This window comes from Pseudomonas sp. PGPR40 (assembly GCF_022014505.1).
Taxonomy (GTDB): Bacteria; Pseudomonadota; Gammaproteobacteria; order Pseudomonadales; family Pseudomonadaceae; genus Aquipseudomonas.
In genome coordinates this window covers 76,907-102,031 of the sequence record NZ_JAKLSP010000027.1, presented here as the reverse complement: position 1 = coordinate 102,031, position 25,125 = coordinate 76,907, and the positions used below count along the sequence as shown (strand labels likewise).

The 25,125-nt window shown below is 55.6% G+C and carries 25 protein-coding genes and 5 pseudogenes; 13 read left to right on the top strand and 17 right to left on the bottom strand.

Going from position 1 to position 25,125, the window contains the following annotated elements; genetic code table 11:
• From MEB48_RS22100 to MEB48_RS22075, 6 genes are all read left to right on the top strand, one after another.
• On the top strand, window positions 1-199 hold a 199-nt coding region (locus MEB48_RS22100; RefSeq protein WP_237886016.1), incomplete at its 5' end, for a gp53-like domain-containing protein.
• Window positions 200-201: 2 nt separating this feature from the next.
• Entirely contained in the window at window positions 202-405 is a 204-nt protein-coding gene (locus MEB48_RS22095) for a hypothetical protein (protein ID WP_237886015.1), read from the top strand.
• 60 nt (window positions 406-465) lie between these two features.
• Window positions 466-2,010, top strand: a complete 1,545-nt coding sequence (locus tag MEB48_RS22090) for a sialate O-acetylesterase (RefSeq protein ID WP_237886014.1) — start codon at window positions 466-468, stop codon at window positions 2,008-2,010.
• A gap of 1 nt (window position 2,011) precedes the next feature.
• Entirely contained in the window at window positions 2,012-2,668 is a 657-nt protein-coding gene (locus tag MEB48_RS22085; protein WP_237886013.1) for a hypothetical protein, read from the top strand.
• 61 nt (window positions 2,669-2,729) lie between these two features.
• A complete protein-coding gene (locus MEB48_RS22080; RefSeq protein ID WP_237886012.1) occupies window positions 2,730-3,155 on the top strand; it encodes a cell wall hydrolase in 426 nt (141 codons plus the stop codon).
• Window positions 3,156-3,241: 86 nt separating this feature from the next.
• Window positions 3,242-3,436 carry a DUF7940 domain-containing protein gene (locus tag MEB48_RS22075; RefSeq protein WP_237886011.1) on the top strand — a complete coding sequence of 65 codons (195 nt, stop codon included), beginning with the start codon at window positions 3,242-3,244 and terminating at the stop codon, window positions 3,434-3,436.
• A 298-nt stretch (window positions 3,437-3,734) separates the two neighbouring features.
• Here MEB48_RS22075 and MEB48_RS22070 read toward each other — a convergent pair whose 3' ends face one another.
• Together MEB48_RS22070 and MEB48_RS22065 are read right to left on the bottom strand one after the other, a co-directional pair.
• Window positions 3,735-5,669, bottom strand: a complete 1,935-nt coding sequence (locus MEB48_RS22070; RefSeq protein ID WP_237886010.1) for a tetratricopeptide repeat protein — start codon at window positions 5,667-5,669, stop codon at window positions 3,735-3,737.
• A gap of 137 nt (window positions 5,670-5,806) precedes the next feature.
• Window positions 5,807-6,835, bottom strand: coding sequence for a DUF2806 domain-containing protein (locus tag MEB48_RS22065; protein WP_237886009.1), 1,029 nt, complete (start codon window positions 6,833-6,835; stop codon window positions 5,807-5,809).
• Between the two features lie 150 nt (window positions 6,836-6,985).
• Here MEB48_RS22065 and MEB48_RS22060 point away from each other — a divergent pair.
• Window positions 6,986-7,174: pseudogene (locus MEB48_RS22060) on the top strand (lysis protein); the annotation flags it as partial.
• A 15-nt stretch (window positions 7,175-7,189) separates the two neighbouring features.
• Here MEB48_RS22060 and MEB48_RS22055 read toward each other — a convergent pair.
• The 3 genes and pseudogenes from MEB48_RS22055 to MEB48_RS22045 form a co-directional block, all read right to left on the bottom strand.
• Window positions 7,190-7,882 carry a DUF4145 domain-containing protein gene (locus tag MEB48_RS22055; protein WP_237886008.1) on the bottom strand — a complete coding sequence of 231 codons (693 nt, stop codon included), beginning with the start codon at window positions 7,880-7,882 and terminating at the stop codon, window positions 7,190-7,192.
• A 113-nt stretch (window positions 7,883-7,995) separates the two neighbouring features.
• The gene (locus MEB48_RS22050; protein WP_237886007.1) at window positions 7,996-8,223 is read right to left on the bottom strand and encodes a hypothetical protein; all 228 of its coding nucleotides are present in this window, start codon (window positions 8,221-8,223) and stop codon (window positions 7,996-7,998) included.
• A gap of 434 nt (window positions 8,224-8,657) precedes the next feature.
• Window positions 8,658-8,894 (bottom strand): annotated as a pseudogene (locus MEB48_RS22045) (hypothetical protein); the annotation flags it as partial.
• Window positions 8,895-9,316: 422 nt separating this feature from the next.
• On the opposite strand from MEB48_RS22045, the gene MEB48_RS22040 reads away from it, so the two are divergent.
• Window positions 9,317-9,610, top strand: a complete 294-nt coding sequence (locus tag MEB48_RS22040) for an excalibur calcium-binding domain-containing protein (protein WP_237886019.1) — start codon at window positions 9,317-9,319, stop codon at window positions 9,608-9,610.
• Between the two features lie 348 nt (window positions 9,611-9,958).
• Here the strand turns inward: MEB48_RS22040 and MEB48_RS22035 are convergent, their stop codons facing one another.
• Window positions 9,959-10,162 (bottom strand): hypothetical protein, encoded by a 204-nt coding sequence (locus MEB48_RS22035; RefSeq protein ID WP_237886006.1) that lies wholly within the window; start codon window positions 10,160-10,162, stop codon window positions 9,959-9,961.
• Window positions 10,163-10,515: 353 nt separating this feature from the next.
• Here MEB48_RS22035 and lpxO point away from each other — a divergent pair, with 353 nt between their 5' ends.
• Window positions 10,516-11,415: a lipid A hydroxylase LpxO gene (lpxO, locus tag MEB48_RS22030; protein WP_237886005.1), complete on the top strand. Its 900-nt coding sequence runs from the start codon at window positions 10,516-10,518 to the stop codon at window positions 11,413-11,415.
• Between the two features lie 146 nt (window positions 11,416-11,561).
• On the opposite strand, the gene ku is transcribed toward lpxO, so the two are convergent.
• Window positions 11,562-12,422: a non-homologous end joining protein Ku gene (ku, locus tag MEB48_RS22025; RefSeq protein ID WP_237886004.1), complete on the bottom strand. Its 861-nt coding sequence runs from the start codon at window positions 12,420-12,422 to the stop codon at window positions 11,562-11,564.
• 204 nt (window positions 12,423-12,626) lie between these two features.
• Between ku and MEB48_RS22020 the strand changes: the two genes are divergently transcribed.
• Both MEB48_RS22020 and MEB48_RS22015 read left to right on the top strand, forming a co-directional pair.
• Complete coding sequence (locus tag MEB48_RS22020) at window positions 12,627-12,986, top strand: hypothetical protein (RefSeq protein ID WP_237886003.1); 360 nt, start codon at window positions 12,627-12,629, stop codon at window positions 12,984-12,986.
• A 51-nt stretch (window positions 12,987-13,037) separates the two neighbouring features.
• A complete protein-coding gene (locus MEB48_RS22015) occupies window positions 13,038-14,189 on the top strand; it encodes a PQQ-dependent sugar dehydrogenase (protein ID WP_237886002.1) in 1,152 nt (383 codons plus the stop codon).
• Window positions 14,190-14,335: 146 nt separating this feature from the next.
• Here MEB48_RS22015 and MEB48_RS22010 read toward each other — a convergent pair whose 3' ends face one another.
• Entirely contained in the window at window positions 14,336-14,671 is a 336-nt protein-coding gene (locus MEB48_RS22010; RefSeq protein WP_237886001.1) for a DUF2834 domain-containing protein, read from the bottom strand.
• Window positions 14,672-14,918: 247 nt separating this feature from the next.
• On the opposite strand from MEB48_RS22010, the gene ilvA reads away from it, so the two are divergent.
• Window positions 14,919-15,932, top strand: a complete 1,014-nt coding sequence (ilvA, locus tag MEB48_RS22005) for a threonine ammonia-lyase, biosynthetic (protein WP_237886000.1) — start codon at window positions 14,919-14,921, stop codon at window positions 15,930-15,932.
• Between the two features lie 12 nt (window positions 15,933-15,944).
• Here ilvA and eco read toward each other — a convergent pair whose 3' ends face one another.
• Entirely contained in the window at window positions 15,945-16,427 is a 483-nt protein-coding gene (gene eco, locus MEB48_RS22000; RefSeq protein WP_237885999.1) for a serine protease inhibitor ecotin, read from the bottom strand.
• 391 nt (window positions 16,428-16,818) lie between these two features.
• On the opposite strand from eco, the gene MEB48_RS21995 reads away from it, so the two are divergent.
• The gene (locus tag MEB48_RS21995; protein WP_237885998.1) at window positions 16,819-17,088 is read left to right on the top strand and encodes a DUF1652 domain-containing protein; all 270 of its coding nucleotides are present in this window, start codon (window positions 16,819-16,821) and stop codon (window positions 17,086-17,088) included.
• Here MEB48_RS21995 and MEB48_RS21990 read toward each other — a convergent pair.
• The 8 genes and pseudogenes from MEB48_RS21990 to MEB48_RS21955 form a co-directional block, all read right to left on the bottom strand.
• Complete coding sequence (locus tag MEB48_RS21990; RefSeq protein WP_237885997.1) at window positions 17,085-17,483, bottom strand: hypothetical protein; 399 nt, start codon at window positions 17,481-17,483, stop codon at window positions 17,085-17,087. The two genes, MEB48_RS21995 and MEB48_RS21990, sit on opposite strands and share 4 nt — an antisense overlap.
• Window positions 17,484-17,573: 90 nt before the next feature.
• Complete coding sequence (locus MEB48_RS21985) at window positions 17,574-17,843, bottom strand: DUF2790 domain-containing protein (RefSeq protein WP_237885996.1); 270 nt, start codon at window positions 17,841-17,843, stop codon at window positions 17,574-17,576.
• 392 nt (window positions 17,844-18,235) lie between these two features.
• Window positions 18,236-18,743: pseudogene (locus MEB48_RS21980) on the bottom strand (PfkB family carbohydrate kinase).
• 14 nt (window positions 18,744-18,757) lie between these two features.
• Window positions 18,758-20,254 (bottom strand): xylulokinase, encoded by a 1,497-nt coding sequence (xylB, locus tag MEB48_RS21975; protein WP_237885995.1) that lies wholly within the window; start codon window positions 20,252-20,254, stop codon window positions 18,758-18,760.
• Window positions 20,255-20,380: 126 nt separating this feature from the next.
• Window positions 20,381-21,458, bottom strand: a pseudogene (locus MEB48_RS21970) (mannitol dehydrogenase family protein); the annotation flags it as partial.
• A 297-nt stretch (window positions 21,459-21,755) separates the two neighbouring features.
• A pseudogene (locus MEB48_RS21965) lies at window positions 21,756-22,660 on the bottom strand (AraC family transcriptional regulator).
• A gap of 84 nt (window positions 22,661-22,744) precedes the next feature.
• Entirely contained in the window at window positions 22,745-23,617 is an 873-nt protein-coding gene (locus MEB48_RS21960; RefSeq protein ID WP_237885994.1) for a phospholipase, read from the bottom strand.
• A 189-nt stretch (window positions 23,618-23,806) separates the two neighbouring features.
• Entirely contained in the window at window positions 23,807-25,105 is a 1,299-nt protein-coding gene (locus tag MEB48_RS21955; protein WP_237885993.1) for a glycosyltransferase, read from the bottom strand.
• Between the last annotated feature and the right edge of the window lie 20 nt (window positions 25,106-25,125).

Below are 25,125 nucleotides of genomic sequence, written 5' to 3'. Positions count from 1 at the left end.
GGGGGCGGGTGAGCAAATCATTTGGTTCCCGGTCGCGTTCCCGTCGGCTTGCCGGATGGTGCAGCTGACAAACCACGAAGACCAGCCTAACGAAGGTAACGAGGTCCGAATTCTGCGCTCTGACCGCTTCTCGGTAACTATCGCGAACTCTGGAGGTAATACCTTCACTCAATACGACTGGCTTGCGAAGGGGAATTGATCATGGGCTATTCGTACAGCGCATCACTGAATACATTTTTTCACACGTCTGTACCTGACGGGAATGTTCCTAGCGATGCTGTGGGCATTACTGATGAGAGGCATGAAGAGTTGATGGTGCTCATCATGAAACAGAGAAAGAAGCTAGCCGCAGGCGAAAACGGCCTGCCGACGACGGTCGAGTATGAGTTGCCAGGCATTTCATAAGTAACTGTTGAAACCCGCGTACCCGCCTCGGCGGGTTTTTTATTGCCTGGAGAAAACTGAATGACCGATATAGCAGCGCTGGAGAGCTACGCGGGGGAGTTGTCGGAAGCGGCACAGCGCTCGCAGGCGGCTTCGGTAAAACAGCATCAATATATTCATAACGATGCAATGACCGATGTGGTGACTGAAGCGGGGTTTGTGCCTTCGCTGGCCAAGCAAGCACGGTTGCATGCCGAGGCGATTCCCAACGCCGTTGCTGAACTGAGTGGGCAGATGGCGGATGGTCGGGTTCATGACTCTGAGGCGGCGGGTCGTGCCCTGATGGCCAATGGGCAACAATTCTATGCCCGTAGCAGTGATCCTAAAATTAGTCGAACGCTGTGGCAGCGGATTGATGCCACCGTCTCAACGCATATTTTGGATGAGGCGAGCCCGGCCTTTGTGCAGGGCATCGTGCCATCGCTCGGCCTTACGCCTTTAGAGGTATATGACTGGATCGATACCGTTGTCGATGTCATGGTCGATGCAGACGGCAACGTGAGGGTGCTGAGTTCGCAAGATCCCGGGCAAGATCCGGTGTCTTATGCGGCAACCGCAAACGTGGCTTCTTCCGCCTATCCGCCGATCAAGTCCGCCGCACTATTGGATGCCGGCATCCTGGCAGTCTCTGAGTTCACGTCGAGCCTCTATCCCGACTACATCGAAGTAATGACCGATGAAGACGGGAATTTGCGCGTGCTGCAGGTGGTGGGTGCCGGCAAGGACATGACCAATTACGCCTTGTCGGCTTTCCCGCCGGCTGAGTTTGTCGTGCCGACCGGCTATTACGTGTGGCTGATCCCCAATCAGAGCAACGAGGACGGGCGTGGCAACAATGCCGAGTCGCCGGCCCTCCCTGTGGGGATGGGGTATATGTGGAAAGATGGGGCCTTACTGCCGCTGGCCGACCCGGTTAACACCACGACCAACACCGGCTCAGCTTGGCCAGCCTTCGCCCAGCGGTTTTATGAGCTGACCGGCTTCGGCAGTGTCTTCGTGCCCGCCGCAGTGGGAGGCACGCCGCAAACCGCCGGGGCGGCGCTCACCAGTTTCGGTGCGACCAATCACTGGGACGTTGGCGGCACGCTGCGAGTGACCGCGCTGAGCCGCGTGCAGGCGACCTTCGCCGCCCTGGATGGCGCCGGCATCATGTGGCAGATGGGCGGATTGCTCGGCGGCGGCGGCGAGCGTGACGCGCAAAACATCGACAACCCGGCGGGCTCTACCGGCAGCATCACGGCGGCGGATTACAAGACGGCCGTCCAGGGCATGCTGGCTTATTTCCAGAGTGGCCTACAGCGCACCAAGCTGCCTTTCATCATGCGGCGCCTGGCCATGGATGGCACCGGCGACACGACCGGATTCCAGCAAATCCGCGCGGCGCAGATGGACCTCTGTGCCAACGTGCCGAACATCTACATGGGCTGGACCGGTGGCCTGGCGGCGGTCAAGGCCGGCCGGGTTAAAGCGGACACCTACGACCTTCACTTTCTTCAACAAGACCTTAACGACATGGGCCGCTGCATGGCCTCGGTCGCTGCCTACGTATGCCTCGGGAGAGCCTGAAATGAAACAAATCCTACGTGCCGGCATTGTCCCGGCAAACTCCAATCTCCCGCGATGGGAAGAGGTCTACCCGAACCTGATCCGGCCTGACCTGGTGAAAATCACGGACACGTTTACCGACCATAGCGGCGTGCTCTCCGGGCGCGCGGTAGAAAATAATCTGATCGTGCCAGGCGGCACCTGGAGCGCGGCGGCGGCGGTCGCTGTCGCGGATGGCTGCGCAAAGATGACGGCCGTGACCGGCCCGCTGGGGGCTGTGGGCATCACCAGCATGGGGACCGGGGTTAAAGGTCAAATCATGGTCCGTGTGAAGTGGGGCGAAACGGGCGGATACGTTGGGATGGTGTTCCGCATGACGTCCAGCAATGGCGCCCACTGGCGGGCTCTGCTGGGGAATACCGGGATTCAGCTTCAGGAACGTGATGCAGTAGGGGGTGGGATTCGGTCAAGGACCGCGCCGTTTACCCCGGTTATCGGCCAATTCTATGACCTGAAAGTGACCTTCGATGAAGGGCTTATTGTGCTGACGTGCAATGGCCTATCGGTCGAGTACACCGACGGTGTCTCGAATCAGGAAAAGGTTTCAGCGGGGCTGTTTTTCTACAACACCGCCAATGCTGCGCTGCATGAGGTGCATGACATTTACATCGGGCTCTAGCCCTTAACCCATAACTGCCACGCCCGCCCAGCCGCGGGCTTTTTTTGTCTGGAGATAAGTAATGACTGATACAGAAAAGGACCGCGACATCCTCGCGCGCACTCTGTGGGGTGAGGGTCGCGGTGAAAGCCTGGCCGGCCAGATCGCCGTAGCTTGGGCTATCCGTAACCGTGTGAACGATGGCAAGGCCAAGTCCTGGTGGGGCGAGGGCTATGCCGGTGTGTGCCAGAAGCCCTACCAGTTCAGTTGCTGGAACAAGAACGACCCGAACTTCGCCTGCCTGAGTGGCGTGAAACAGATTCCCTTCCGCGAGTTCGCGCAGGCGCGCATTGCCGCTGACCAGGTAATTGATGGAAAGGTGCCGGATCCCACCGGCGGTGCCACTCATTACTACGCAACCACCATGCCCAAGCCACCGGTCTGGGTGAGAGGCGCCAAACAGACGCTGGCACTCGGGCGCCACGTGTTCTTCAAGGATGTGCCGTGAGCCCCGCGGTACTGAAGTTTGTGTTTTATCAGGTCGCGCAGAAGGCGCTGGCCTGAACCTTTCTCAACCAACCGAGGCAACAAAATATGCAACTGATTAGTAATTGGAAAGACGCGTTGAAAATGTCCAGCGTTCAGGCTGGCGGTGCGATTGCAGCGCTGGGTATTGCTGAGCAGATGCTGCCTCAGTTGCAGGCGGTACTGCCACCTGCAGCCTACGGTGTCCTGGGCATCCTGGTGATACTGGCTCGGGTGGTCCTGCAACCCAAGCTGAGCAATTAGGGAAGGCTTGGTGTGTGCGGCGGAGCAAGGTGAGCTTCAAGTCAAGGCAGTTGCCCGGGGCGGGTTGTCCGTAAAGTTGGAAACGGAGACCTAAACAGACACCTAAGATTGTTGCGGTAGGCTGGAGGCCTTGAAAATATTGGGGCGGATGAAGGGAATCGAACCCTTGTTATCAGCTTTGAAAACTGATAACAAGGATGCTTAAGGGGAATAAAATTTGTGTTGGACTCGCTGTTATCTGATCTAGAATTGGCCAATTGTGTCTGTTTTTCAATCAGATGCATTGTTTAAATGCTGACTATATCTTCATAGGTATCTTTCTATGAGTCTCTAAAAAACTGGAATAGTTGCCTCTAACATCTGCGTCGTCAGGGTCAAGTTCGAACGCTTTCTTGTACATTTCTTCAGCCGCGTCGTATTTTTCGCGCTGATGCTCCAAGAATTTTGCGTAATTACCTATATTGTTTGCGTTCTTGGGGTCTAGCTCGAGCGCTTTTTTATACAGTTCTTCGGCTGCGTCGTGATTTTTGTGTTGGTCGGCCAGAAACTTCGCATATTGAGCAGTATAGTCTGCATGTGATGGGGCGAGTTCAATTGCCTTCTTGTACATTACTTCAGCTGCATCGTGGTCACCGCATTGTCTCGATAGGAAGTTAGCATAGCTGTAGGTGAAGGCTGCGTTGGTCGGGTCGAGCTGCAGCGCCCTTTTGTACATTGCCCCGGCTGCTTCGTATTCTTGGGTATGACGTTCCAAAAACATCGCATAGTTGCCGGTGTTAGTCGCGTCGTTTTCGTTGAGCTCCATAGCCTTGTTGTACGTCACAAACGCCGTGTTCAAGTCTTTTTGTATATTGAACAGAAAGGTTGCGTAGTTACCTAAGTTGGTTGTGTTGTCAGGGTCTAATTCGATTGACTTTTTATAGTGGCTCTCGGCTGCATCGTAATTATTACGCTGATGTTCCAAAAAAGACGCGTAGTTTCCATTATAAGTTGGGTCGGACGGCTCAAGCTCGATGGCCTTTAGGAACATCGCCTCAGCGGCATCGTAGTCATTAGTATAATTTTTCAAAAATAGTGCGTAGTTCTCGGCGAGTTCTGCGCTGGTAGGAAAACGCTTAGTGCCTTCCAAGTAAATACGGCCGCGCTCTCCGATATCCTGTTCGGCCTTGGCTCTAAGGTCCCATGCCCACCAACTCCGGCTAAGGCGCACAGATTTGGTCAATACCTCGCCAGCCCGTTGTTCAGCTGGTGATCCGTGCACAGAGTCCTCGGTAAGTTTGTTTGCTTGGTCACGGTAGCGGTCTGCCCTTTCTTGGCCTAATTGTGCTGTCCGTACCGCGATCTCCGCCACGTCGAAGTTAGTCACTAGCTTGGCAGCTAGTTGAAGCATGAATTGATCAAAGCCAGGAATTTTAACAAGAATCCCTCGATGTTTATTCAATACACTCATTGCCTTTTCGGGCGGCGGGGAACCTTCGCGGAAGCACCAGATCATACGGCCGGCAATGTCTCCTGCCTCTAACCCCATTAGCATGTCCATTAGGCTTCCATCATTGCCACCGTATCCCACAACTACAGGCGTGAAATACTGAAATAGTTTTTTCAACGCTATTTTCCATCCTTGTTCCATCGTTGCAACCCCGACCGGATCATTGATGGGATGCAAGTACAGGTCACGATGTATCTTAGCAACAAGTGGACGTCGCATTTGGGGGCGCACAAATCCAGCTAGAGATTCGTGGGCAACTACCAACGGAGACTGATGGGCATGCATTGCGAGTGCGTCAGCTACCAAGTTGTCAAAGTTAGTCGTAACTACTACTTTATGGCGGGTGTGTTGGATGATCTCGGCAAGCAGCGAATAGCCTAGGCTAGGCGATTTTCCTTCCATCGCGGCCTCTAACTCGGCATATCCCGCTTCACGATCTCCTTCAAATCTTCGTTCGAAAATTTGCGGATAGTGTTGCGCCGCCGTATGCCAACTCAGCTCGCCATCACCGATGCCGCAATCAGCAATCCACTGATGCAAAGAAATGGCATCCGCACATTCGCGCAGATGCAGGTCCGCCAGCCATTTCCGGGCTAGATCCTGACCTGTAGGGATACCTGAGGTGAACGAGGCACCGGCACCGAGAATGAACGCAAATTGTCGATCTTTCATTGTACCGTGAATGTGCTTCATCTCCTCTAGCACACCCTCCAGCGTCCATTCCGCCACTGCCGATTCAGCCATATTCCTATATCTCCTTAACAGCCTTCTGGTGGCGCGTTGAATACTAGCCCAAGCATAGCAGCGACAAGGTCCGAAATTGGCGCTGTAGGGCTTTTTTTATTAGTGCTCCAACACAATTGGCGTGGAATACCTACAAGCTAGTAGCGGAGGGGGCTCATATTCATGAGCTCAATACCGTTAGGGCGAGCTATACAATCACCCATTTCAACGTCGTATCCCATTTCACTAATATTTCTGCCAAAGGCATTAAAATAGCTCATATTGCAGGGGTGGCTTGCAAGTCTGATTACTTGTTGGCCGATAGCTGTAAGCTTGATCATCTCAATTTCAATGTTGCAAAATACTTCTGGGTGCGTGGCTACTACTACTTTCCCGTGGGATACAAAAGAATGAAAATATTCGTTGGGTTTAAGGCTGGTGAACCGTAGGTTCGGATAGGCGCTATCAGCTCCAGCTAGTAATCCGATCTCTTGTAGTTGAAGTAATTGTTGGTAAGAGATGCCTTCCTGCGCTAGAGTTTCAAACTTCCTCCAAACGTATGAAGAATTAATGACGAAGGGGACGATACCTTCGATCAGTTCGGCTTCCTGCTTCGATAGGCCTTTCAAGAATTCAAGAGTTCTGAGCGAGTACGATCCTGGAGATTTCACCTCTCCAGCAAGAACACTACCCCATAGCTTCTGAATATCTTCATTTGAAGTTTTCCCTGCATGATCACGCCAAGAGTGGAGCCAGTCTTCATCAATTTTTTCTGCGGGTGGATCTTGAGTGTCGTTAGCAAGCTGCTCTTCTGCAAAAATTATTGCTTTGGTTTGGTTTATTTCTTGGCGAATCGCTTCGGCTTGTATTCGAGAGGCAGATAATTCAGGGAGTAGGGTAATAGTAGGTTCGACGCGTCCATCCTCTAGCTGGACATAATTGCCATGTTCAGCGTTTTCGAACTCTGTATTAATCAAGAGTCCATCCGGGCGATATAGCTTGCGCCCTGCCAGAACTTCCTCAGCGTCAACTTTAGCTTGCGCAAGCATCAAGATCTCGTGGCGCCGCCCTGCATTACTGGCGCGATTTTCCCGAAGATCTTGCCAAGGTTTGAGCAGCTTGCCCATTCCCTTCTCGGCGAGCGTAATCCACATCTGTCCTAAGAGCGTTTCACCTGGTACGGGCATTCTGTTCTCCATCCCTGTCATAAAGAAGCGAGGGTCTTAGATTACCTGAGGCAAGGATATATGGAATAGGTTGCAGTGTGCAGAGCGCAAAATAGACCCTTCGGTGTCTGTGGGTCGTGCCTGGATTGGAGCGACAGTCACTGGCGATTCGATTCAGCCGGTGGCTGTTCAGTGCCAGCCAATACCGGCGCCGGCGGCGTGGTTCATGGAGGAGCGCGTGCCCGAATTGACCCAGCGCATGCTCAACGGATTGTCGGAATCATCGATACCGGCGACCAGGGATTGATAGCGTTGGCGGCGTGCCAGGCCTATGTGAAAAATGTAAACGCAAACAGGTAGGCAGATTATTGATCACTATTGATGGCGCTCCTGCCTCCTCAGTTTTGCAATTTCGATACGCTTGGGTTCCGTATATATTCGTTCAAGCATAATGAATGCGAACTCAGAGAGATCTTGTGCATCCGCCTCGCTTAGTGTGCCCTCATGTGCGCCATCATTTCCATCGTCTTTTACGCATGAAGACAAGTCTCGCAGTGCCTCTGGTAAGCGACCGTTATCAAATAGCCATGGCAATCGGAAACCTAAATTACGGCGGATTTTATTATTTAATCCAGCCTCGTCTGTTTCGGGAAGCATTGCGCGTGTTGAGAGATCTAAACATAGCCGGAACATTGTAGCTCCGGCGTTGTAGCATCCTATTGCCATGCAGGAGGAGCCTTCAATGAACGCGGCCTCTACGTTGTCAGGTAGATATTCTGGTGGGGCCTTTGATGCAGCGTCTTTTGAGGAGACAAAGCCCTTTACTAGGAAAATTCTATTAAGTACTTCGGGGCTTTGGAAGGGTGTATTATTTTGTAATATATGAGTAGACTCTATATTTTTTTGCAATGCCATGAATGTCGTGGATTTTTTGCAGGCTCGGCAAATGCAGAACAATTCAAAATACTTTTGCCAGTTATGATGTATGCTGATTAAGTTGTCCGACTTTACATCAAAGGTTATAGACTTTGAGTGGCATCTTGGACAGTCTTCAACTAGTTCGCTCATTATTCGTCCTTTGAAAGTTTTACTACGACCTTGGCCAAGGCGGGTTGATTGTTTTTGGCCGCTCTGTGCTGCAAAAGGTGGGATGGTAGTCCTTTCAGGCCACGGGTGTCATTTCACATCCTGTCACGGAAAGGTGCCAATTTCTTCAATCGAGCCAGGCCTTGTTTGATATGGCCGGTATTTTCACCCATGGTCCATAGTGCTCCACGGACATTTCCGCCCACTTCCTGCGCCCCTTGCTCCTCAACCAGCAGGGTCAACTCCATAATGGCCGCCTCCAGAGCCAATTGGTTTTCGTAGATCCTTTCCAGCACGTCCGGCAGCGAATAATCACCAAGCATGGCGTCGACTCCTTTCAAGAAAAAACACAAGCATAGTACCGGCAGTGCCCCTGTCAGGCAGTAATTGCAGCGCTTACTTAGAAATTGCTGCAAAGCGAAGAAGTCGCAGCGGATTAGCCAGTCTGGCCGGGGCGTGGAGGACTGCTAGACCCAATCCAACACAGGACATATCGACCAGGTGAATCCACTGCCGAAAGCGGTCTTCCGAGATATTTCATTTCGGCAATCGTTAGGGGCGCCTAAGGCGTTACGGGATGCAGGAAAATTGTCATATGGAACGAGAGAGTGGATACCAATTTTGATACCACTCAATGCTTTGTCTGGTGTTTTGATGCGACCCTATGCGATTCAAAAGCCCGGTTTTGCTGCGCTTAGAACTACCTCACGACGTCGTTAAGATCGCATCGTGATGTTAGCTGTGGAGATCAATTACTTTACCTATCAATGGGTTGCGAGCTGCGCATTGGGCGCTTGGGCCATTCCTGGGACATTCTGGAGTTTCTCTCCATCTCTCCCCAGTCACCGCTAGTGTTCAACCAGCGCGCATAAGTCGAGTGCAGCATCTGGACGCTGTGTCCAAGCTGTTGGGCAATAAAGGCGGGATTCATGCCAGACATTGCGCATATTGTCGCATAAGTGTGACGGCAGTTGTACGGTGGGCGATAACGTGTCGCCCCCTTCTTCAAGGTCCGGCCCCCGGTTTGCGTAAAACCGTGGCTGGCTGATGGCCAGGATCCTGGAGAGCGTGGGAACGCACCTCAATGTTATTTTTGTTCGGCGTTGTGTTCGGGACACTCGGCGTGGCTCTGGGTAAAGTCGGCAACGCTTGCCCGGCCAGGTGTGTCTCAGATGGATTGCTGAATGGCCAGCATTTGGTCAGGGTGGGCACCTATTCAGATTCCTCTCTCCGTGTCGCGCGTGGCGGCAAAAAATGGAGGAGGGGACTATTCTTCTTCGTCAGGGCCTGGGTATTCCGAGTGCGTTGGCGGTTCGCAGATGCGCTCCCTGGTTCTCGCCCAAGACGCGCTCCTCGCCCGCCATTCCCTCGGCAACATGAGAACGCAAACGGTCTCTCATCATGGATGGGATCAAAATGAAGCTGATTTTGGTGACGCTTGTTGTTGGTCTGTTGGCGTGGAAGCTTTCCCCTGAACTAAAGTCCTGGGCTGCAGCTCAACTATCGAATCCCAAAGAAGTCTCTAAAGAAGTCTCTGTAGTCGTGACTGCACCGAAGCCTGTTTCAGCCTCATTCAAGTGTGATGGGCGCAAATATTGTTCGCAGATGACCTCGTGCGCAGAGGCTAAAAACTTTCTGCAAAATTGCCCGGGAATGAAAATGGACGGCGACAACGACGCAATCCCCTGTGAGTCACAGTGGTGCCGATGATTCTTTGCCGTTCAGCGACAGGCTTAATGGTTTTTTGGAAGAAACTTTAAAGGAGAGAGTGCTATGGATAAGGCGTTTCGAAATCCGATTTTTCTGACTGGGCTGCCAATGGCTATCTGCGGTCTCGCTATCACTGCGCCTGGTCTATGGATTCCCGGCCTGGGTTTAATGGTGGTCGGCTGGGCAAAGGGGAATAAACGCGCTTGAAGGTATCAGTACCTGCCGGCGTTGTTGAAATGGAAAGAAGGTTGCCGTCAAAAGTTGCCGTGATCTGCCCACTGTAAGAAAGTCTGGCGTTGCCGCACGCTGAACGGCGTGCGACAAGCTGGCGACTGATCAGGTCGAGACTCAGAGCAAGTAACCAGCGGCTTGTCCGAGGTGGTTGTCCTGCCCTCCGGTGATAAGGTGCAGTGGAATGTGTTGTTCATCAATTGATGGGATTTCGATACTTCCCACTATTTGAAGGTGTCGCTCATTCAGTCCGGTCGACTCTTCTTCTTTTGCCTTAGCCATTCTCGCGTGGTTCGCTGCGATTTCATTGAGAGTTGACACGTTACATCTCCGGTGACTGACCAAGCGTATCGCTGGAGTCCTTAATGTTAATTTAATTGCCGTCACGTCAGAATTACGTCGTTCTGGGACGGCTACGTCCGGCTTCTGCAAGGCCCAAGCCACGTATTGCTCACCAGATTTCATATGCGACGAATGGTGACAGGGGAGGTCGGTTTGCGCACGTTGGATGATCCTTCCTGCTTGTAGCGTGGAGGCATTTTCACAGTTGAAGATTAACCATTAGTTACAAGTATGGCTAAAATGCCATCTTTCAACCGACGCCGGCCGTCGGTATGGCTCAAGGACGGCCATCGGGACACCGTTTTGTTCACTTCTGACGTGTGACGATTTTCGTGAAACTTATCATTGCTGCTATCTATGTCATCTCCGTCGCGTATGTTCACTTGCGCGGAAAAGTGCGCCACAAATTAGGCCGTCAATTAAGCGACCACTCGACGTTTCTGGCGCCGATCAATTGCTTCCTTTATCTGTTCTCGAAAACGCCTAATAAGCCTTACCTCAATCCGGCGGAATTTCCCGACCTGAGCCCTCTGCAAGCTCATTGGGAAGAGATTCGCGCCGAAGGCCAGAATCTGCTCAAGGCCGGGGAGATCAAACGTTCGAATCAATATGATGACGTTGGTTTCAACTCGTTTTTCAAAAGTGGCTGGAAGCGTTTTTATCTCAAGTGGTACGGCGACAGTCACCCGTCGGCCGCAAAGCTTTGTCCGCGCACGACTGAACTGGTGCAAAGCATCGGCTCGATCAAGGCCGCGATGTTCGCCGAACTGCCGCCGGGTTCGAAGCTGGTCCGTCACCGCGATCCGTATGCCGGTTCGTACCGTTATCACTTGGGACTGGAAACGCCGAACGAGGCCGGTTGCTACATCAACGTCGACGGTGAGAACTACCATTGGCGCGATGGCGAGGCGGTGATGTTCGATGAGACCTTCATTCATTACGCCGAAAACACTACTGCGCAGAACCGTATCATCCTGTTCTGTGACATTGAGCGGCCGATGAAGTATCGCTGGGCGACCGCGTTCAATCGCTGGTTCAGCCGCACGGTGATGGCGGCGGCGGGCGCGCCGAACGATGCCGGCGACAAGGTCGGTGGTATCAACCGCTTGTTCGCCAGGATCTACACGATTCGCCTGCGCGGCAAAGCGCTCAAGAAACGGAATCGCACCCTCTATTACCTGCAGAAATGGGCGATTTTTGCCGGGTTGCTGGCGATTTTTGTTTTGATCTGAATTAGGTAGTGAGGCGTATGACGCCTTCGCGAGCAAGCCCGCTCCCACATTGGTCCTGCGAACGACACAGATCCAATGTGGGAGCGGGCTTGCTCGCGAAGAGGCCGGTATTTCCACCGCATAACTTATGGATGTCCAGCAGTCGGTCAGCCGCTCGACCGTTTCGTGGTTTTTTTCTCCGAAGCAGTTTTGGCTTTACTGGCCGCTTTACCGCCGCCCCTGCCTCCAAGACTGCGTTTAAGCAGTTCGGTCAGATCGATAACATCCGCTGTCTTGCGCTCCTCTTCACCGGTAACGGTTTCGACGGTTTCGATCTTGCCTTCATGAGCCTTCGTCTCAACCAGCGCCATGATCTTGTCTTCGAAGCTGTCGCGGTATTCCTCGGGCGTCCAGTCGGCGCTCATGTCCTCCACCAGCCGTTTGGCCATATCCAGCTCACCTTTGGCCAGATCCGGCTTGGTCACTTCACTGCCCAGTTCCAGTTGAGCAAGACTGCGCACTTCGGCGGGCCAACGCAGCTTCACCAGCACAATGGCGGATTCCAGCGGCATAAGGGCCGCCAAATACTGACGAGTGTGTAAAACGACGCGGGCCAGGGCGACCTTGTTGGTTTGGCTGAGCGTTTCGCGTAACAGCGCATAGACCTTTCCACCGCGTTTATCCGGGGCCAGGTAGTAGGGCGTGTCGATGTTTTGCAGGGGAATCTGCTCGCTGTCGACAAAGGCAAAAATGTCGATGGTCTGGGTCGACACTGGGTGGGCCGAGCGAATCTCCTCTTCGCTAAGTACCACGTAACGTCCCTTTTCGTATTGGACCCCTTTGACAATGTGCTCCTTGGTGATTTCCTTTCCAGTGACTTTGTTGACGCGCTTGTAGCCGACCGGGTCCATGCTGCGGCTATCGAGCCAGTCGAAATCCACCCCGTGGGAAGACGTCGCCGAGACCAGCGCCACGGGGATGTGCACCAGACCGAAACTGATTGCGCCTTTCCAGATTGCCCGTGCCATCGTCGTGCTCTCGTCAGTCGATTGATGTTCAGGTGACCTGTGGCCAAGGGCAAAAGTTTCAGTCGGCGGCGGCCCGGTCCTGCGGGCGGATCGGTGGCAGAGTCAACTCGTGTTACATCTTCTGAAAGAGGTTTTAGTTAACAAAACCGAAGTCCGGGCGTAGCGTGGCGCTATCCACGTTGCACGCTCATTTGGAGAGATCCCATGAACCGATGTGTGCTCGGCATCATCGTGCTGGCATTGAATGGTGTGCTGAGCCCTTTGACTCTGGCAGACGCCGCCTCGCCGTCCTCGCCCTGGCTGCTGGCACAGAACCTGCCGGGCAGCACCCATAACAATCCCTATAACAGCCCGATTCGCCGGGCCAATCCCAACAGCATGCAAGGCACCCAGCCCAACATCCCGGTAATCCGCGGGCCAAACACGGTGCCTGTGCCACGAACGCCAACGCTCGATAACGGCGGTATTGGCAATCGCTATCCGCAAGATCGACCGGCTCCCACCAGCCAACCGAAATTCATTCCCAATCCACCGCCCCGGGACTCGGACCGCAACTACCGTTGAACGGCAGGACAGAGGTCTTGCCAGCCATTTTGACGACAAAAGGAAGCGTGCATGCTGCGTAAAACCCTCCTGGCCACTTTCTATGCCAGCGCGTTATTTACCGTCACGGCGCCCGTTTTCGCGGCACCGACACAGGATTTGAAAAGCGAGCAGGGCACCCTTGAGCTCACGCCAATCGTTAAAGGCCTGGAACACCCTTGGGCGCTGGCGTTTCTGCCCGATCGCCGAGGGATGCTGGTGACCGAGCGGCCCGGCAATCTACGGGTGATCAGCGCCGACGGTAAACTCTCGGGCCCGCTCAGTGGCGTGCCTCAGGTCTGGGCCAAGGGCCAGGGCGGGTTGCTTGATGTGGTGTTGTCGCCCGACTTCAAGCAAGACCGCATGGTTTATTTGTCTTACGCCGAAGGGGGCGGTGAGGGTGGTAAGGCCGGCACTGCAGTCGGTCGCGGACGATTGTCCGAAGACCTGAAGGGCATCAAGGATTTCAGGGTAATCTTCCGTCAGGAGCCCAAGCTCTCGGTGGGTCAGCACTTCGGCTCGCGATTGGTGTTCGACCGCGACGGTTATCTGTTCATCACTTTGGGCGAGAATAACGACCGGCCCACGGCGCAGGACCTCGACAAACTGCAAGGCAAGATCGTGCGGCTCCATCCGGACGGCAAAGTGCCAAAGGACAACCCCTTTATCGGGCAAAAAGGCGTTCGCCCGGAAATCTGGTCCTACGGCCATCGCAACCCGCAAGGCGCGGCGCTCAACCCCTGGAGCGGCACACTCTGGGAAAACGAGCACGGCCCCCGGGGTGGCGACGAGATCAATATCATCGAACGCGGCAAAAATTACGGCTGGCCGCTGGCAACTCACGGCATCAACTACTCCGGTTTGCGAGTCCCGGAAGCCAAGGGCGAAACCGCCGAAGGCACCGTGGGCCCGCACCATGTCTGGGAAAAATCCCCGGGCCTCAGCGGTATGACCTTCTATGACGGCGATCGCTTCAAGGCCTGGCAGCACAACGTATTTATCGGCGCTCTGGTGAGTCAGGAACTGATCCGTCTGCAATTCGAAGGCGATAAAGTCGTTCACGAAGAGCGATTGCTGGGTGAACTCAACAAACGGATTCGCGATGTGCGCCAGGGGCCGGATGGCTATTTGTATGTACTGACCGATGAAGACGAGGGTGTGTTGTACAAGATCGGGTTGAAGTAATTAAGAAATTTGAGCGACGAAGATCCTGTGGGAGCGTGGCTTGCCCGCGAAGAGAATGCACCGCGGTTCTTCAGGTACTACGCGTCATCGTTTTTCGCGGGCAAGCCACGCTCCTACAGGTTCTGCGTCTTCTCACAATTCCCTGATCAGACCTCTTGAGCTGAGCTAACGGAATTTCTCCGCTCCTGAAGCCCCCGCACCACCAGATACAACAACGGCCCGACAGACACAAAAATCGCCGTCACCAACAGATAAGGAATTACCGACCATCCCGACTGCCCACGCTTGCGCGCATCCTGGTACATCCAGATACCGGCAAGCGTCGCCAACAGGTACAAATCGATCACCACCTGTGCGGTATCGGGCCGCGACATCAGGCTGATGCCGAAATCGAGCAACGACTGCTCGGCCTGCAGCATCACCGAAACGGTATAGCCGGCGAAGGCGATCAGGGCAGTGAGGGGCAGGGCGACAAACTTCATGGTTTCCTTCCTTGGGACAATGAGTGAATCGCCAGCCTACAGCGGTCGTTGAAAATTGGCCATTGACTTGCCATCAGTGTCCGGCTAATTTCCAGCCATGACTTCCACCGTATTGCGCTGCCAGCCAAGCATTATTACCGCCATTCCTTATCTGGCGGGCTAGCTCACAACTGCAGCACCCAACCCGCCCTAGAGGCGGGTTTTTACTTTCTGTCTCTGGGGCTCCGATCAACGTCAGGAGACGACCATGAGCAGCACCCTTACCCAGCAGAGCTTGCTTGAGCACTACGTGAAAAAGATCCTCGCCGCGCCGGTTTACGAACTCGCCGTGCGTACGCCGTTGCAAGCGGCACCGGCCTTGTCCGAAGCATTGGGCAATCAGATCCTGCTCAAGCGCGAGGACTTGCAACCGACCTTTTCCTTCAAGATCCGCGGCGCCTATAACAAGCTGGTACACCTGAGTGATGAACAGAAGGCCCATGGCGTGATCACCGCCTCGGCGGGCAATCATGCCCAAGGCGTAGCGTTGGCGGCCCGCGAGTTGGGGATTGCCGCAACCATTGTCATGCCTTGCACGACACCGGAATTGAAGGTGCTGGGTGTCCGCAGCCGGGGAGCCGACGCGGTGCTGCACGGCGAGAGTTTTCCGTTTGCCCTGGAGTACGCACTGAGCCTGGCACGGCAAACCGGTCGCACCTTTGTCTCGCCCTTCGACGACCCGGACGTGATCGCGGGGCAGGGCACCGTCGGCATGGAAATCCTTCGTCAGCACCAAGGGCCGCTGGACGCGATCTTTGTTCCGGTAGGCGGCGGTGGCTTGATCGCCGGTATTGCCGCGTACGTCAAATACCTGCGCCCTGAAGTCCGCATCATCGGCGTCGAATCGGAACATTCCGCTTGTTTACAGGCTGCATTACAGGCCGGGGAACGGGTTGTGCTGCCAGCTGTCGGCACGTTCGCCGATGGCGTGGCCGTCGCCCAGATCGGTGCCCATGGTTTCGAGGTCTGTCGGTTTTGCGTGGATGAGGTAATGACCGTCAGCAACGACGAACTCTGCGCCGCGATCAAGAACATCTACGACGATACCCGCTCGATCACCGAACCTTCCGGCGCACTGGCCGTGGCCGGGATCAAGCAGTATGTGGCACGAACCGGCGCCCGGGGTCAGACCCTGGTGGCCATTGATTCCGGCGCTAATATCAATTTCGACAGTTTGCGGCATGTGGCCGAACGCGCCGCGTTGAGCGGCGTGTCGGCGTGAGGGCAGGTGCGGTTATTCCTGAACGGCTTTCTCGACTTGGCTCGACGCCGACCAGATCCGGTAGCGCACTTCGACGTCCTTGGGCACGTAGAGCACGATCGGCAGCTTACTGTTGTAGCGCAGCCTGAAACCGTCACCGACCACCGGCACGAAGTCCTTTTTGCGCTTGCCATCCGGGCAGGCCATCCGCGTACTCATCGGGCCGATGACGTTTTCCAGCCGGTAATACGGGTAACCCCACCCTTCAAGGTTCTTTTCCTCAAGCATGCCGCCCAGGCGCTGACGGTTGCAGTCGACGGTCAGGGTCTTGCCGGCCAGAATCTCGATTTCATAACCCTCTTCCTGTTGTTGCGGGGTGAGATGAATGACCTGGCGGGTAAAGCCGCTATCAGGCTTGGGATATGGCGCGACGTCTTCGAGGGTTGCGGCGTGGGCGACCGACGACAAAACGGCAATTATCAGCCCGACGGTCCTGTTAAGCGGCAAAGCACCCATGATGCCTCCTTGCGTGTGTGTGGGGTCAGCGGATACTGAATGGATGGGCCGTATTCTCACTGCCGTCCTCACCCAATGCAAACCCGCCATCGGGGTGTTTGCAAAATGCAGGCCTTGAAACAGACCTTTCTTGCATTTTGCATGACGCGATGTGTTGCCATTCACCCTAAATCCCTGATTTGCCGACGAGACGCAGAGCGGAATTCCGGGCATGTTTTATGCTGTAGCTGTCTTGAGCTGGCCACGATTCCTACTGAGTCAGCGCTGAAACAGAAAAGCGGTTGGACGTTGGAACAATCAGGACCCCCCACGGAAGAGAAGCAAACGGGCAATTTGAGCTCCAACCGACATTGATTTTTGATTGGCAATCTCACAAACCGAGAGGGTGGCCATGTTTCTTTCTGCTTTGGAACTACGCAATATCATTGAGAGCAGTTTTCTCCCGAAACGCTGTCAATGCACGCTGTCGCCGAACCTGTCGATGACGGTCAAGGTGTATTCGGATCGCAAAACGGATCATCTCGATTTGTTTGTCACCGGCATAGACGCCCAGCGCCTCAATGGATGTAGGGAGATAAAAGAACTGCTCGTCGAATTGCGTTCGGACCTTGAACATCACGTTATCGAGCATCCATACAGCCCAAGGTCAAAGGCCCATTAACCGGCCGTTTCACCCAGTTCGACCGACACGCGCCGGGTCTGGATAAACCCCAGACCCAGTGCCAATTCCACCAGGATCGCCAGCAAAATACCCGGCCCGGCATGGCCGTTGAGCCATTCGCCGAAGCCCAGTGCTGCCAACCCGAAACACCCCACCATAAAACCGCTGCACATCGCGTTTCGCGCCACCGAGGGCGGTGCCTGCCGCACGAGATAAAACATCACCCCCAACGCGCCGAACAGCACCGCACTGCGCCTGGCGACAAAACCGGCCGCGGACGAATACTCGATGCTCCAGATCGCCAGTAACGATTGCGGCATCAAACCCCAGACCAGCGCCAGCAAAAAACAAAGAGCGGCGGTGAACGTCGACAGCGTGCGAAACGAGAACTGCATGGCGAATCCTTTCGGCAGTGAGGGAGACGCCAGAGCATAGCGTCAGAATCCTCACAGGCCTACCGCCAAGTGCCGAATCAAAACTCTCTGTCAGTTCTGATAACTGCAAGCGTCAGAAAATTTCAGGTAGGTGATTTCCGCAAGCTTGCCCGAGAGGCTATCGACGTATTTCATATTGGCCGTGACTACTTGGCAATCCAGCGTCGACGGTTCGGTCATGGAAATGACCTTGCCCACATGCAGCGGCATGCCGTAGTGATAGGGCACGGCCTGGGAGGACGACGTCTCGTTGGCCTGAGCGAAACCTGCGAACGCGGTGCAGGCGAGGGCGGTGGTGATCAGCAATGTTCGCATGTTCATGGTGGGTCTCCAGTGCAGAGGGGAAATCAGTTCGACCGAAGAGCGTCGAACCTGCCGCACTGGGCGTCAGACGGGGCTGAGGGCGTGCGGTCCAGTAAAGTTTTGGACCGTGGCGTTAAGCGATGGTTAACCGGATTGGAGTGCCGCTTGTCGTGAGGGTGTGGATGAGCCCCGGTTGATAGTGAGTTACAACTTTTCGGTGTTGTATCCATTAGATCGCTTTCGCGGGCAAGCCTCAATGCCAGTCAGTTAAGCGAAACTCCTGTAGGAGCGAGCTTGCTCGCGAAAGCGGTAGGTCAGGCGACATCAATGTTGACTGTCCTGCCGTCTTCGCGAGCAAGCTCGCTCCTACAGGTTCGCGGCTTAACTGACAGGCATTGGGGCCATTAAATTCAGCGCAACTCTAGCTGGTGCCGGTAAGGCAATTCCGGCCCGGTCTTGCTGCAGGTCATTGCCGCAGCGCTCACGGCAAACTTGAGCATCGCGTCAATGTGCTCGCGACTCAGTTGCTGCAAACCTTCAACCGAATCCAGCTGCTGCTCGGTCAACCAGGTAATCAACGCCGCCTGAAACGTATCACCAGCCCCCACGGTGTCGGCAATTTTCACCGAGCAGGCCGGCACCGACCGCGACCATCGACAACGTGGTCGGTGCGGCAAAGTCCACGAGGTAGTCCTGGCGCACACCTTCGTCCTGCAGCACGTGCTGCAAACGTCGGCCGAGGTAATCGGTCGACAGCCCGCCGAACAGCGCGGCGTCCACGCCCAAACGGCGCAAACCTACGGCCACGTTGAACGGCGAGCCACCGGCAATTGCCTTGAAATTCACTTTGGACGCCAGACCGCTGGCATCGTCTTCGCTGAAGAAATCGAACAGCGCTTCGCCACACACCAGATACATAGTCATTCGCTCTCTTAAAGGGTTGCGACATGCTGTTGATAGCGTTCGTAGGCCTGCTGACAGGCCGCCACGTTTTCTGCAATCGGTAAGGTTTCACTGGCCAGATCGAGCTTTACGCAGCGCTCGCACAAGTCCGCCAGGCTGTTTTCGTGACCGTTTGCCCAAGACTTGCACCACGCGGCCTGAATCGCTGCGCCGAGGGCCGCGGCCTCGCTGTGTTCGGTGCAAATCACTGGCGTATTCATGATGTCGGCAACGATCTGCCGCCATACCGGGCTCTTCGAGCCGCCGCCGATCAGGCAGATGCTGCGGCTTTGTAAACCATTCTGGCGCAGCAGGTCCAGCCCATAACGCAAACCGAAGGTGGTGCCTTCCACCACGGCGCGGCACAGATTGGCACGGGTCAGGTTGGTGATGGTCAGCCCCAGCAGGCTGCCGCTGGCATGAGGCAGGGCGGGCACGCGTTCGCCATTGAGGAACGGCAGCATGCACACGCCTTCGGCACCAATCGGCGCTTGCGCGACCAAGGCGTTGAACGCCTCGATATCCAATTCGAATAAATCACGAATCGTGCCGGTCGCGTTGGTCAGGTTCATCGTGCAGATCAATGGCAGCCAGCCGCCGCTGGAGGAGCAGAACGTCGCGACCGAGGCATCCGGGCTGACGTTCGCTTGTTCGGCATGGGCGTAGACCGTCCCCGAGGAACCGAGGCTCATGGTGATCGCACCGGGCTTTATATTGCCGGTGCCGATGGCGCCCATCATGTTGTCGCCGCCGCCGCTGGAGACCAGCGCCTTGGGGTTGATGCCCAAAAGTTCGGCGATGCTCGGCAAGATTGTCCCGACCGGCTGGTGGGCGTCGATCAGCTCCGGGAGCGCGGCTTGCAGGCGTCCGGTGGGATCGATGTCGCGCAGCAGTTGCAAGTCCCACTGGCGGGTGCGCACATTGAAATACCCGGTGCCCGAGGCATCGCCGTACTCGCTGCAACTACGGCCGGTGAGCCAGTAGTTGAGGTAGTCATGGGGCAGCAAAATGCGCGCGATTCGGGCGAACACTTGCGGGTGCTGCTCTTTGGTCCAGAGCAGTTTGGACACGGTGTAACCCGGCGCGATGACTACGCCGAGGCGTTCCAGGGAGCCTTTTTCGCCGCCCAGATGGGTGAGCAAGCGGTCGTTCTCCGGCGTGGATTCGGTGTCGCACCAGAGCTTGGCCGGGCGCAGGACCTGGCCGCGATCGTCGAGCAGCACCAGTCCATGCTGCTGGCCGGAAACACCGATGCCGAGGATGGCCTGACCGTCTACCTCCGCTGCGAGCAGCGCGCGGTGGGTGGCCAGGGTAAAGGCTTTCAGCCATTGGGCAGTGTCTTGCTCGCGCCGACCATTGGCGCCGCTGATGAGGCTGTGGGTAGCGGCGCCCTGACCGAGGACCTGGCCGCTGTGCGCGTCGAGGACAACGGCTTTGGTGCCTTGGGTGCCGCAGTCGATGCCGAGGAATAGTTGTTGGTTTGCCATGGAAACACCCTACCGTAGATCGTTCCCACGCTCTGCGTGGGAATGCCTCAATGGACGCTCTGCGTCCGCTTCTGGATGGGACGCGGAGCGTCCCGGGCTGCATTCCCACGCAGAGCGTGGGAACGATCAGGTGGCGAGCACTCTTTCGAGGGTCCGCGTCACCCCAACCTCCCGCAAGCTGTTACAGCACCACTCGAACGCCGCCACAAACTCTGGAGAGCGCGGAATCGCCATCCCGAAAATCTCCTCAACCTCCAGCAGCCGCTGAGTGATCAACACATCATCCGCCACCAGCGCCTGACAGAACGCCGCCCGCGGATCGGGAATCGAGTAGGTCTCGCCATGCTCATCCACACCTTTGAGGTACAGCGCCCACGCCGCCACCACCAGCGCCGCTCGCTTGGTCTCCTGACCGTCGGCAATCAAGCGGTTGATGGTCGGTACGGTGAATTTCGGAAACTTCGACGAGCCATCCGAACACACCCGCTCCAACTGATCGGCAATTGCCTGGTTGGAGAAGCGCGCCACCAGGGTGTTTTTGTACTCGGTCAGGTCGATCCCTGGCACCGGCGCCAGTTGCGGCGTCACGTCCAGGTCCATGTAGGCACGCATGTAGCCGCACGAACAGCGGGTCGTTCATGGTTTCGTGAACGAAGCGATAACCCTTCAAAAAGCCCAGATAGGTCAAGGCCAGATGGCTGCCGTTGAGCAGTTTGATCTTCATCTCTTCATAAGGCGTGACGTCGTCGGTGAACTGCACGCCGACCTTTTCCCAGGCTGGGCGACCGTTGACGAATTTGTCTTCCAGTACCCACTGCACAAAGGGTTCGCAGACCACTGGCCAGGCGTCATCAACCGCATGTTTGTCGGCCAGTTGCAGACGATGCTCGGTGCTGGTCATCGGCGTGATGCGGTCGACCATGGCGTTGGGGAAGCTGACATGGCGCTCGATCCAGTCGCGCAGATCAGCATCGCGCAGGGCGGCGAATGCCAGCAAGGCTTTACGGGTCACGGCACCGTTGTGCGGCAGGTTATCGCAGGACATCAGCGTGAACGCTGGTGTACCGGCTGCGCGCCGTTTGGCCAGCGCCGCACAAAGGAACCCGAACACGGTTTTCGGTGCGTTCGGGTGAGCCAGATCGTGCTGGATTTGCGGCAGGTGCGCCATGAACTCGCCGTTGCTGTCGTCGATGCAATAGCCGCCTCTGCAGCCGGCGGGTTACAGAAGGACAGTTATTGTTTTTGTGTCTTCCTGCGGAGGAAGAATGTGCGCTGATTACAGCGTTCAATTGATGGGCTGACAAATCATCCATCGCACTGTGACCGATACTTTTTTGCACTGGGCTTTGGGGCGGGAGATGCGACAACAGGCGTCGCAGAGGCGAGCAGCCAACGAATTTGTATAGGTTGCACCGGCCCCTTCGCGGGCAAGCCTTGTTCTTGTAGGAGCGAGGCTTGCCCGCGAAGGCGATCTGAAAATCACCACACATGACCAAGGGTTTCAGCCCAGATTTTGCTCAGTCAAACGCTGCACCGCCAACCGCCGGTAGTGCGACGGCGTCATGCCTTTGAGCTGTTGAAAACGCCGGTTGAAGTTGGAAATATTATTGAAGCCCGACTCGAAACACACATCGGTCACCGTTTTGTCGCCATCGGCCAGCAGCTCGCAGGATTTGCTGATGCGCAGGCGATTGACGAATTCGATAAAACAGCCCCGGTGGCCTGTTTGAACACGCGACTGAAGTAGGTCGGCGTCAGCCCCAGGTGCTCGGCGACTTCTTCCAGCGGCAGTTCCCGGGCGTAATGGGCAAAGATGTAGTCCACTGCCCGGTTGGTGCGGTCGATATTGTGTTCATCGGCCAATTGCGGTGTTGTGGCACCGGACAGCAACTGATAGTCATCGGACGCCGCCAGCAACTCCAGCAGAATGAAAAAGTGCCCGAGCCGGGTCATGCCCTGGGTGTCGGCGATGCGCTGCATCAAGCTCATGACCTGGCGGATCGTACGTTTGCAACGAAACTCGATGCCGTACTGCGCGCGCTCCAGCAAGGGTGCAAGCGTCTTGAGTTCGGCGAACACCTGATGGCCGCTTTCAAATAGTTCATCAGTGAAGTTGACCAGCATGTCACGCTTGGGCACCACTTCGTCTTCGGCGACCTGGCTGATCCAGTTGTGGGGCAGGTTGGGGCCGGTGAGGAACAGGCTTTCGGGGTAGAAGTTGCCGATGTAGTCGCCGATAAACACCTTGCCAGAGCTGGCGACGATCAGGTGCAGTTCGTACTCCTTGTGGAAATGCCAGCGCACCAGAGGGCAGGGGAAGCCGTGCTGACGATAAATGATGGACAATCCATTGCGGTCGTCCATCAATTCGTAGGAAGGATCGGTAACTCTGGCTGTTCGGCTCATGTCAGGACACTTTTATTATTATCGCGTTCTAATCATGCCTCTGCGTGGTAGGTAACGCCAGTTTCACCGATGCAAAGTCTGGCGCTATACAGTGCGTCGCTGCGCCTTGATTATGTTAGCGGTACGGCAGTTGTGCACGAGGCGTGACTCTTCGAAGAAGTCCGCATTGATAATGCTGCAGTCGAGCAGCCATTTGCCGGATTCGGGATCGAACCATCGGTCCAGATGCTCCTTGATGTCCACAGGCCCCAAGGCGAGGTGGTAACTGGTAGCGGAGAGCGACCACGGCATATGACCGGAGGGAGGCGCCTGCATCGTTCGGGTGATGTGGTTCTCCAGTTCACTGACGCTGGTGTCCGCAATTCCGCTCCAGCGATGCTCGATTTCCGGGAGAAACCAGGTGCGGTCCAGATCCGGGTGGCGCTCTGCGGTCAACCACACCCGCCGGACACCGCTTGCCTGTTTCAATTGACCCACACTCAGATGCCAGTTGCTGGAAGGAATGATTCTTGACCCAAGATGCGTCAATAGAAAACGGTTGAACTCTCGATAGTCGAAGACGACGTTGCCGGCCTTCAATTGATGGAAATCCAGCAGTACAAACTCGTCGGGGCTTTCCTCGAGAAAACGAATCACCTGCATGATCAGGTTTTCCAGTGAGCGGGATGACCGTACTCCCTGATGCTGGAACCAGAACGTGCCGACCCCTCTGGAATCCCGGTGATACTCGACCCTGGCATCAATGGCGCGCGCGCCATTGCGTAGCTGATCGTAAAAAGAATTGTTCTGACACGCCGCCCAGTGCGCAATGCCGGGTCCTGCGTACGCGGCTTTTTTGTCGACACCACTATTATGGGCTCCCGGCATAATCAATTCGCCAAGTGTTAAAGTATCGATACTTGAAGTGGAGGCCATCCACTGGCTAAGTTCAAGATTTTCTAATGCGACATTCGTCATCTAATGCATCCTTGCATGTATGAGTGGTACCCACTTTGGTGGGTGCGAAATTAAGTTGAAAGTGCCAGGCATTTATAATGATTGAGGGCTGAAGTGACAAGCGCCGACTTGATACGGGAGGTATCTTGCCAGCGTCTTTTCAGGTTAATTTAGATGAGGGATTAGTTGAGCGCTGAATGCGCTCTTTGTTTATGTTGTTTGAGTGCGGTTTTTTGCTTCAATCCATTGTGCCATGTATTGGGTGCTTTTATGTTGGTGGTGGCGCAACATGCTGCCGGTAAAGTTATCTCTTCTAAGTCGCGTCAAGTGTTGTTGGCAATACAGCAACTTCTCGATCAGCGCCGGGCCGTGTATCGATGGCCGATAGCGGGCGGCCAACAGCGCCTGCCCATGGGATTGGGCATTCATCCAGAGGTCTTTGTCTTTATAAAGTCGAACCGCGCAATCGGCGAACTCACGCGCAGTTCGGGTCACCGCCCCCGGCCACGGCTGTTCACGATGCATCGCTTCTGCGCCAATCGGTGTGGTGACATTCGGCGTACCGCAGAGCATAGCGTCGACAATCTTGCCTTTGATACCGGCACCAAAGCGCAGGGGCGCCAGACAAATCCGCGCAGCAGACATAACGGCTAATGCGTCTTCTGCCCAGTTCATCACATGAAAACCCTGGGCTGCATTGTGCAGGGCCGTGGCTTTAGGTGGCGTGTAGGCGCCGTAGAGGTGCAACTGCGCGTCGGGAAGCTGTTGGCGGATCAGCGGCCAGATTGTGGTTTTCATCCAGAGCACGGCATCCCAGTTCGGCGCGTGACGGAAGTTACCGATACTGAGGAAATGCGCACGGTCTTCAAAGGCTGGCGGCGGTGCACTCGGCGGATCGACCATCAGCGGACACCAGTGCAGCAAGTTGCGTGGCAGGTGGAATTGTTCGACCAGCAGCTCGATTTCCACTTCGGAAATCATCAGGTTCAGATCACAGCGATACAGTGCTGCGATCTCCCGTTTGGCCAGATCGGTATCAGCCATCAGCTCGAACTCTTCGCGCAATGCAGGGGCGAATAACTCACTGAAATCGTCGGCGTCGTCACTGGCCTTCAAGCGATCTTTGAGCCGCTGATGCCGGGCATGCCGCAGGCTTTGCAGGTCGGACGTTTCAAGAACGCGCAACGCATCAGGGCAGTGTTTTTCGACCCGCCAGCCGAACTGCTCCTCCATCATGAATTGATCGAACAGTACGATATCCGGTGACAGTTCACTGACAAAGGTGTCGAAACTGCTGTTATTCAACTCGATTGGTACTTCGCGAATGCCCAGTGCGGTCAGGTCCGCACGGTGCTCACCGGTGCCGGCCGGGCTGCTGAAGGTAATCTCCCAGCCTTGCTGCAAGAACGTTTCGAGGATTTGCATGACATGCCCGCTCGCCGCGGAAGAGCGGGGCTCGGGCCAGACGTAACCAATGACCAGGACTTTGGTTGCGCGGGGCTGACTCATTGACGGGTATTCCTTGATGC

Coding starts and splice junctions, on each gene's coding strand:
- MEB48_RS22095 (WP_237886015.1), top strand. CDS start 202: ATGGGCTATTCGTACAGCGCATCACTGAATACATTTTTTCACACGTCT.
- MEB48_RS22090 (WP_237886014.1), top strand. CDS start 466: ATGACCGATATAGCAGCGCTGGAGAGCTACGCGGGGGAGTTGTCGGAA.
- MEB48_RS22085 (WP_237886013.1), top strand. CDS start 2,012: ATGAAACAAATCCTACGTGCCGGCATTGTCCCGGCAAACTCCAATCTC.
- MEB48_RS22080 (WP_237886012.1), top strand. CDS start 2,730: ATGACTGATACAGAAAAGGACCGCGACATCCTCGCGCGCACTCTGTGG.
- MEB48_RS22075 (WP_237886011.1), top strand. CDS start 3,242: ATGCAACTGATTAGTAATTGGAAAGACGCGTTGAAAATGTCCAGCGTT.
- MEB48_RS22070 (WP_237886010.1), bottom strand. CDS start 5,669: ATGGCTGAATCGGCAGTGGCGGAATGGACGCTGGAGGGTGTGCTAGAG.
- MEB48_RS22065 (WP_237886009.1), bottom strand. CDS start 6,835: ATGCCCGTACCAGGTGAAACGCTCTTAGGACAGATGTGGATTACGCTC.
- MEB48_RS22055 (WP_237886008.1), bottom strand. CDS start 7,882: ATGAGCGAACTAGTTGAAGACTGTCCAAGATGCCACTCAAAGTCTATA.
- MEB48_RS22050 (WP_237886007.1), bottom strand. CDS start 8,223: ATGCTTGGTGATTATTCGCTGCCGGACGTGCTGGAAAGGATCTACGAA.
- MEB48_RS22040 (WP_237886019.1), top strand. CDS start 9,317: ATGAAGCTGATTTTGGTGACGCTTGTTGTTGGTCTGTTGGCGTGGAAG.
- ku (WP_237886004.1), bottom strand. CDS start 12,422: ATGGCACGGGCAATCTGGAAAGGCGCAATCAGTTTCGGTCTGGTGCAC.
- MEB48_RS22020 (WP_237886003.1), top strand. CDS start 12,627: ATGAACCGATGTGTGCTCGGCATCATCGTGCTGGCATTGAATGGTGTG.
- MEB48_RS22015 (WP_237886002.1), top strand. CDS start 13,038: ATGCTGCGTAAAACCCTCCTGGCCACTTTCTATGCCAGCGCGTTATTT.
- MEB48_RS22010 (WP_237886001.1), bottom strand. CDS start 14,671: ATGAAGTTTGTCGCCCTGCCCCTCACTGCCCTGATCGCCTTCGCCGGC.
- ilvA (WP_237886000.1), top strand. CDS start 14,919: ATGAGCAGCACCCTTACCCAGCAGAGCTTGCTTGAGCACTACGTGAAA.
- eco (WP_237885999.1), bottom strand. CDS start 16,427: ATGGGTGCTTTGCCGCTTAACAGGACCGTCGGGCTGATAATTGCCGTT.
- MEB48_RS21995 (WP_237885998.1), top strand. CDS start 16,819: ATGTTTCTTTCTGCTTTGGAACTACGCAATATCATTGAGAGCAGTTTT.
- MEB48_RS21990 (WP_237885997.1), bottom strand. CDS start 17,483: ATGCAGTTCTCGTTTCGCACGCTGTCGACGTTCACCGCCGCTCTTTGT.
- MEB48_RS21985 (WP_237885996.1), bottom strand. CDS start 17,843: ATGAACATGCGAACATTGCTGATCACCACCGCCCTCGCCTGCACCGCG.
- xylB (WP_237885995.1), bottom strand. CDS start 20,254: ATGGCAAACCAACAACTATTCCTCGGCATCGACTGCGGCACCCAAGGC.
- MEB48_RS21960 (WP_237885994.1), bottom strand. CDS start 23,617: ATGACGAATGTCGCATTAGAAAATCTTGAACTTAGCCAGTGGATGGCC.
- MEB48_RS21955 (WP_237885993.1), bottom strand. CDS start 25,105: ATGAGTCAGCCCCGCGCAACCAAAGTCCTGGTCATTGGTTACGTCTGG.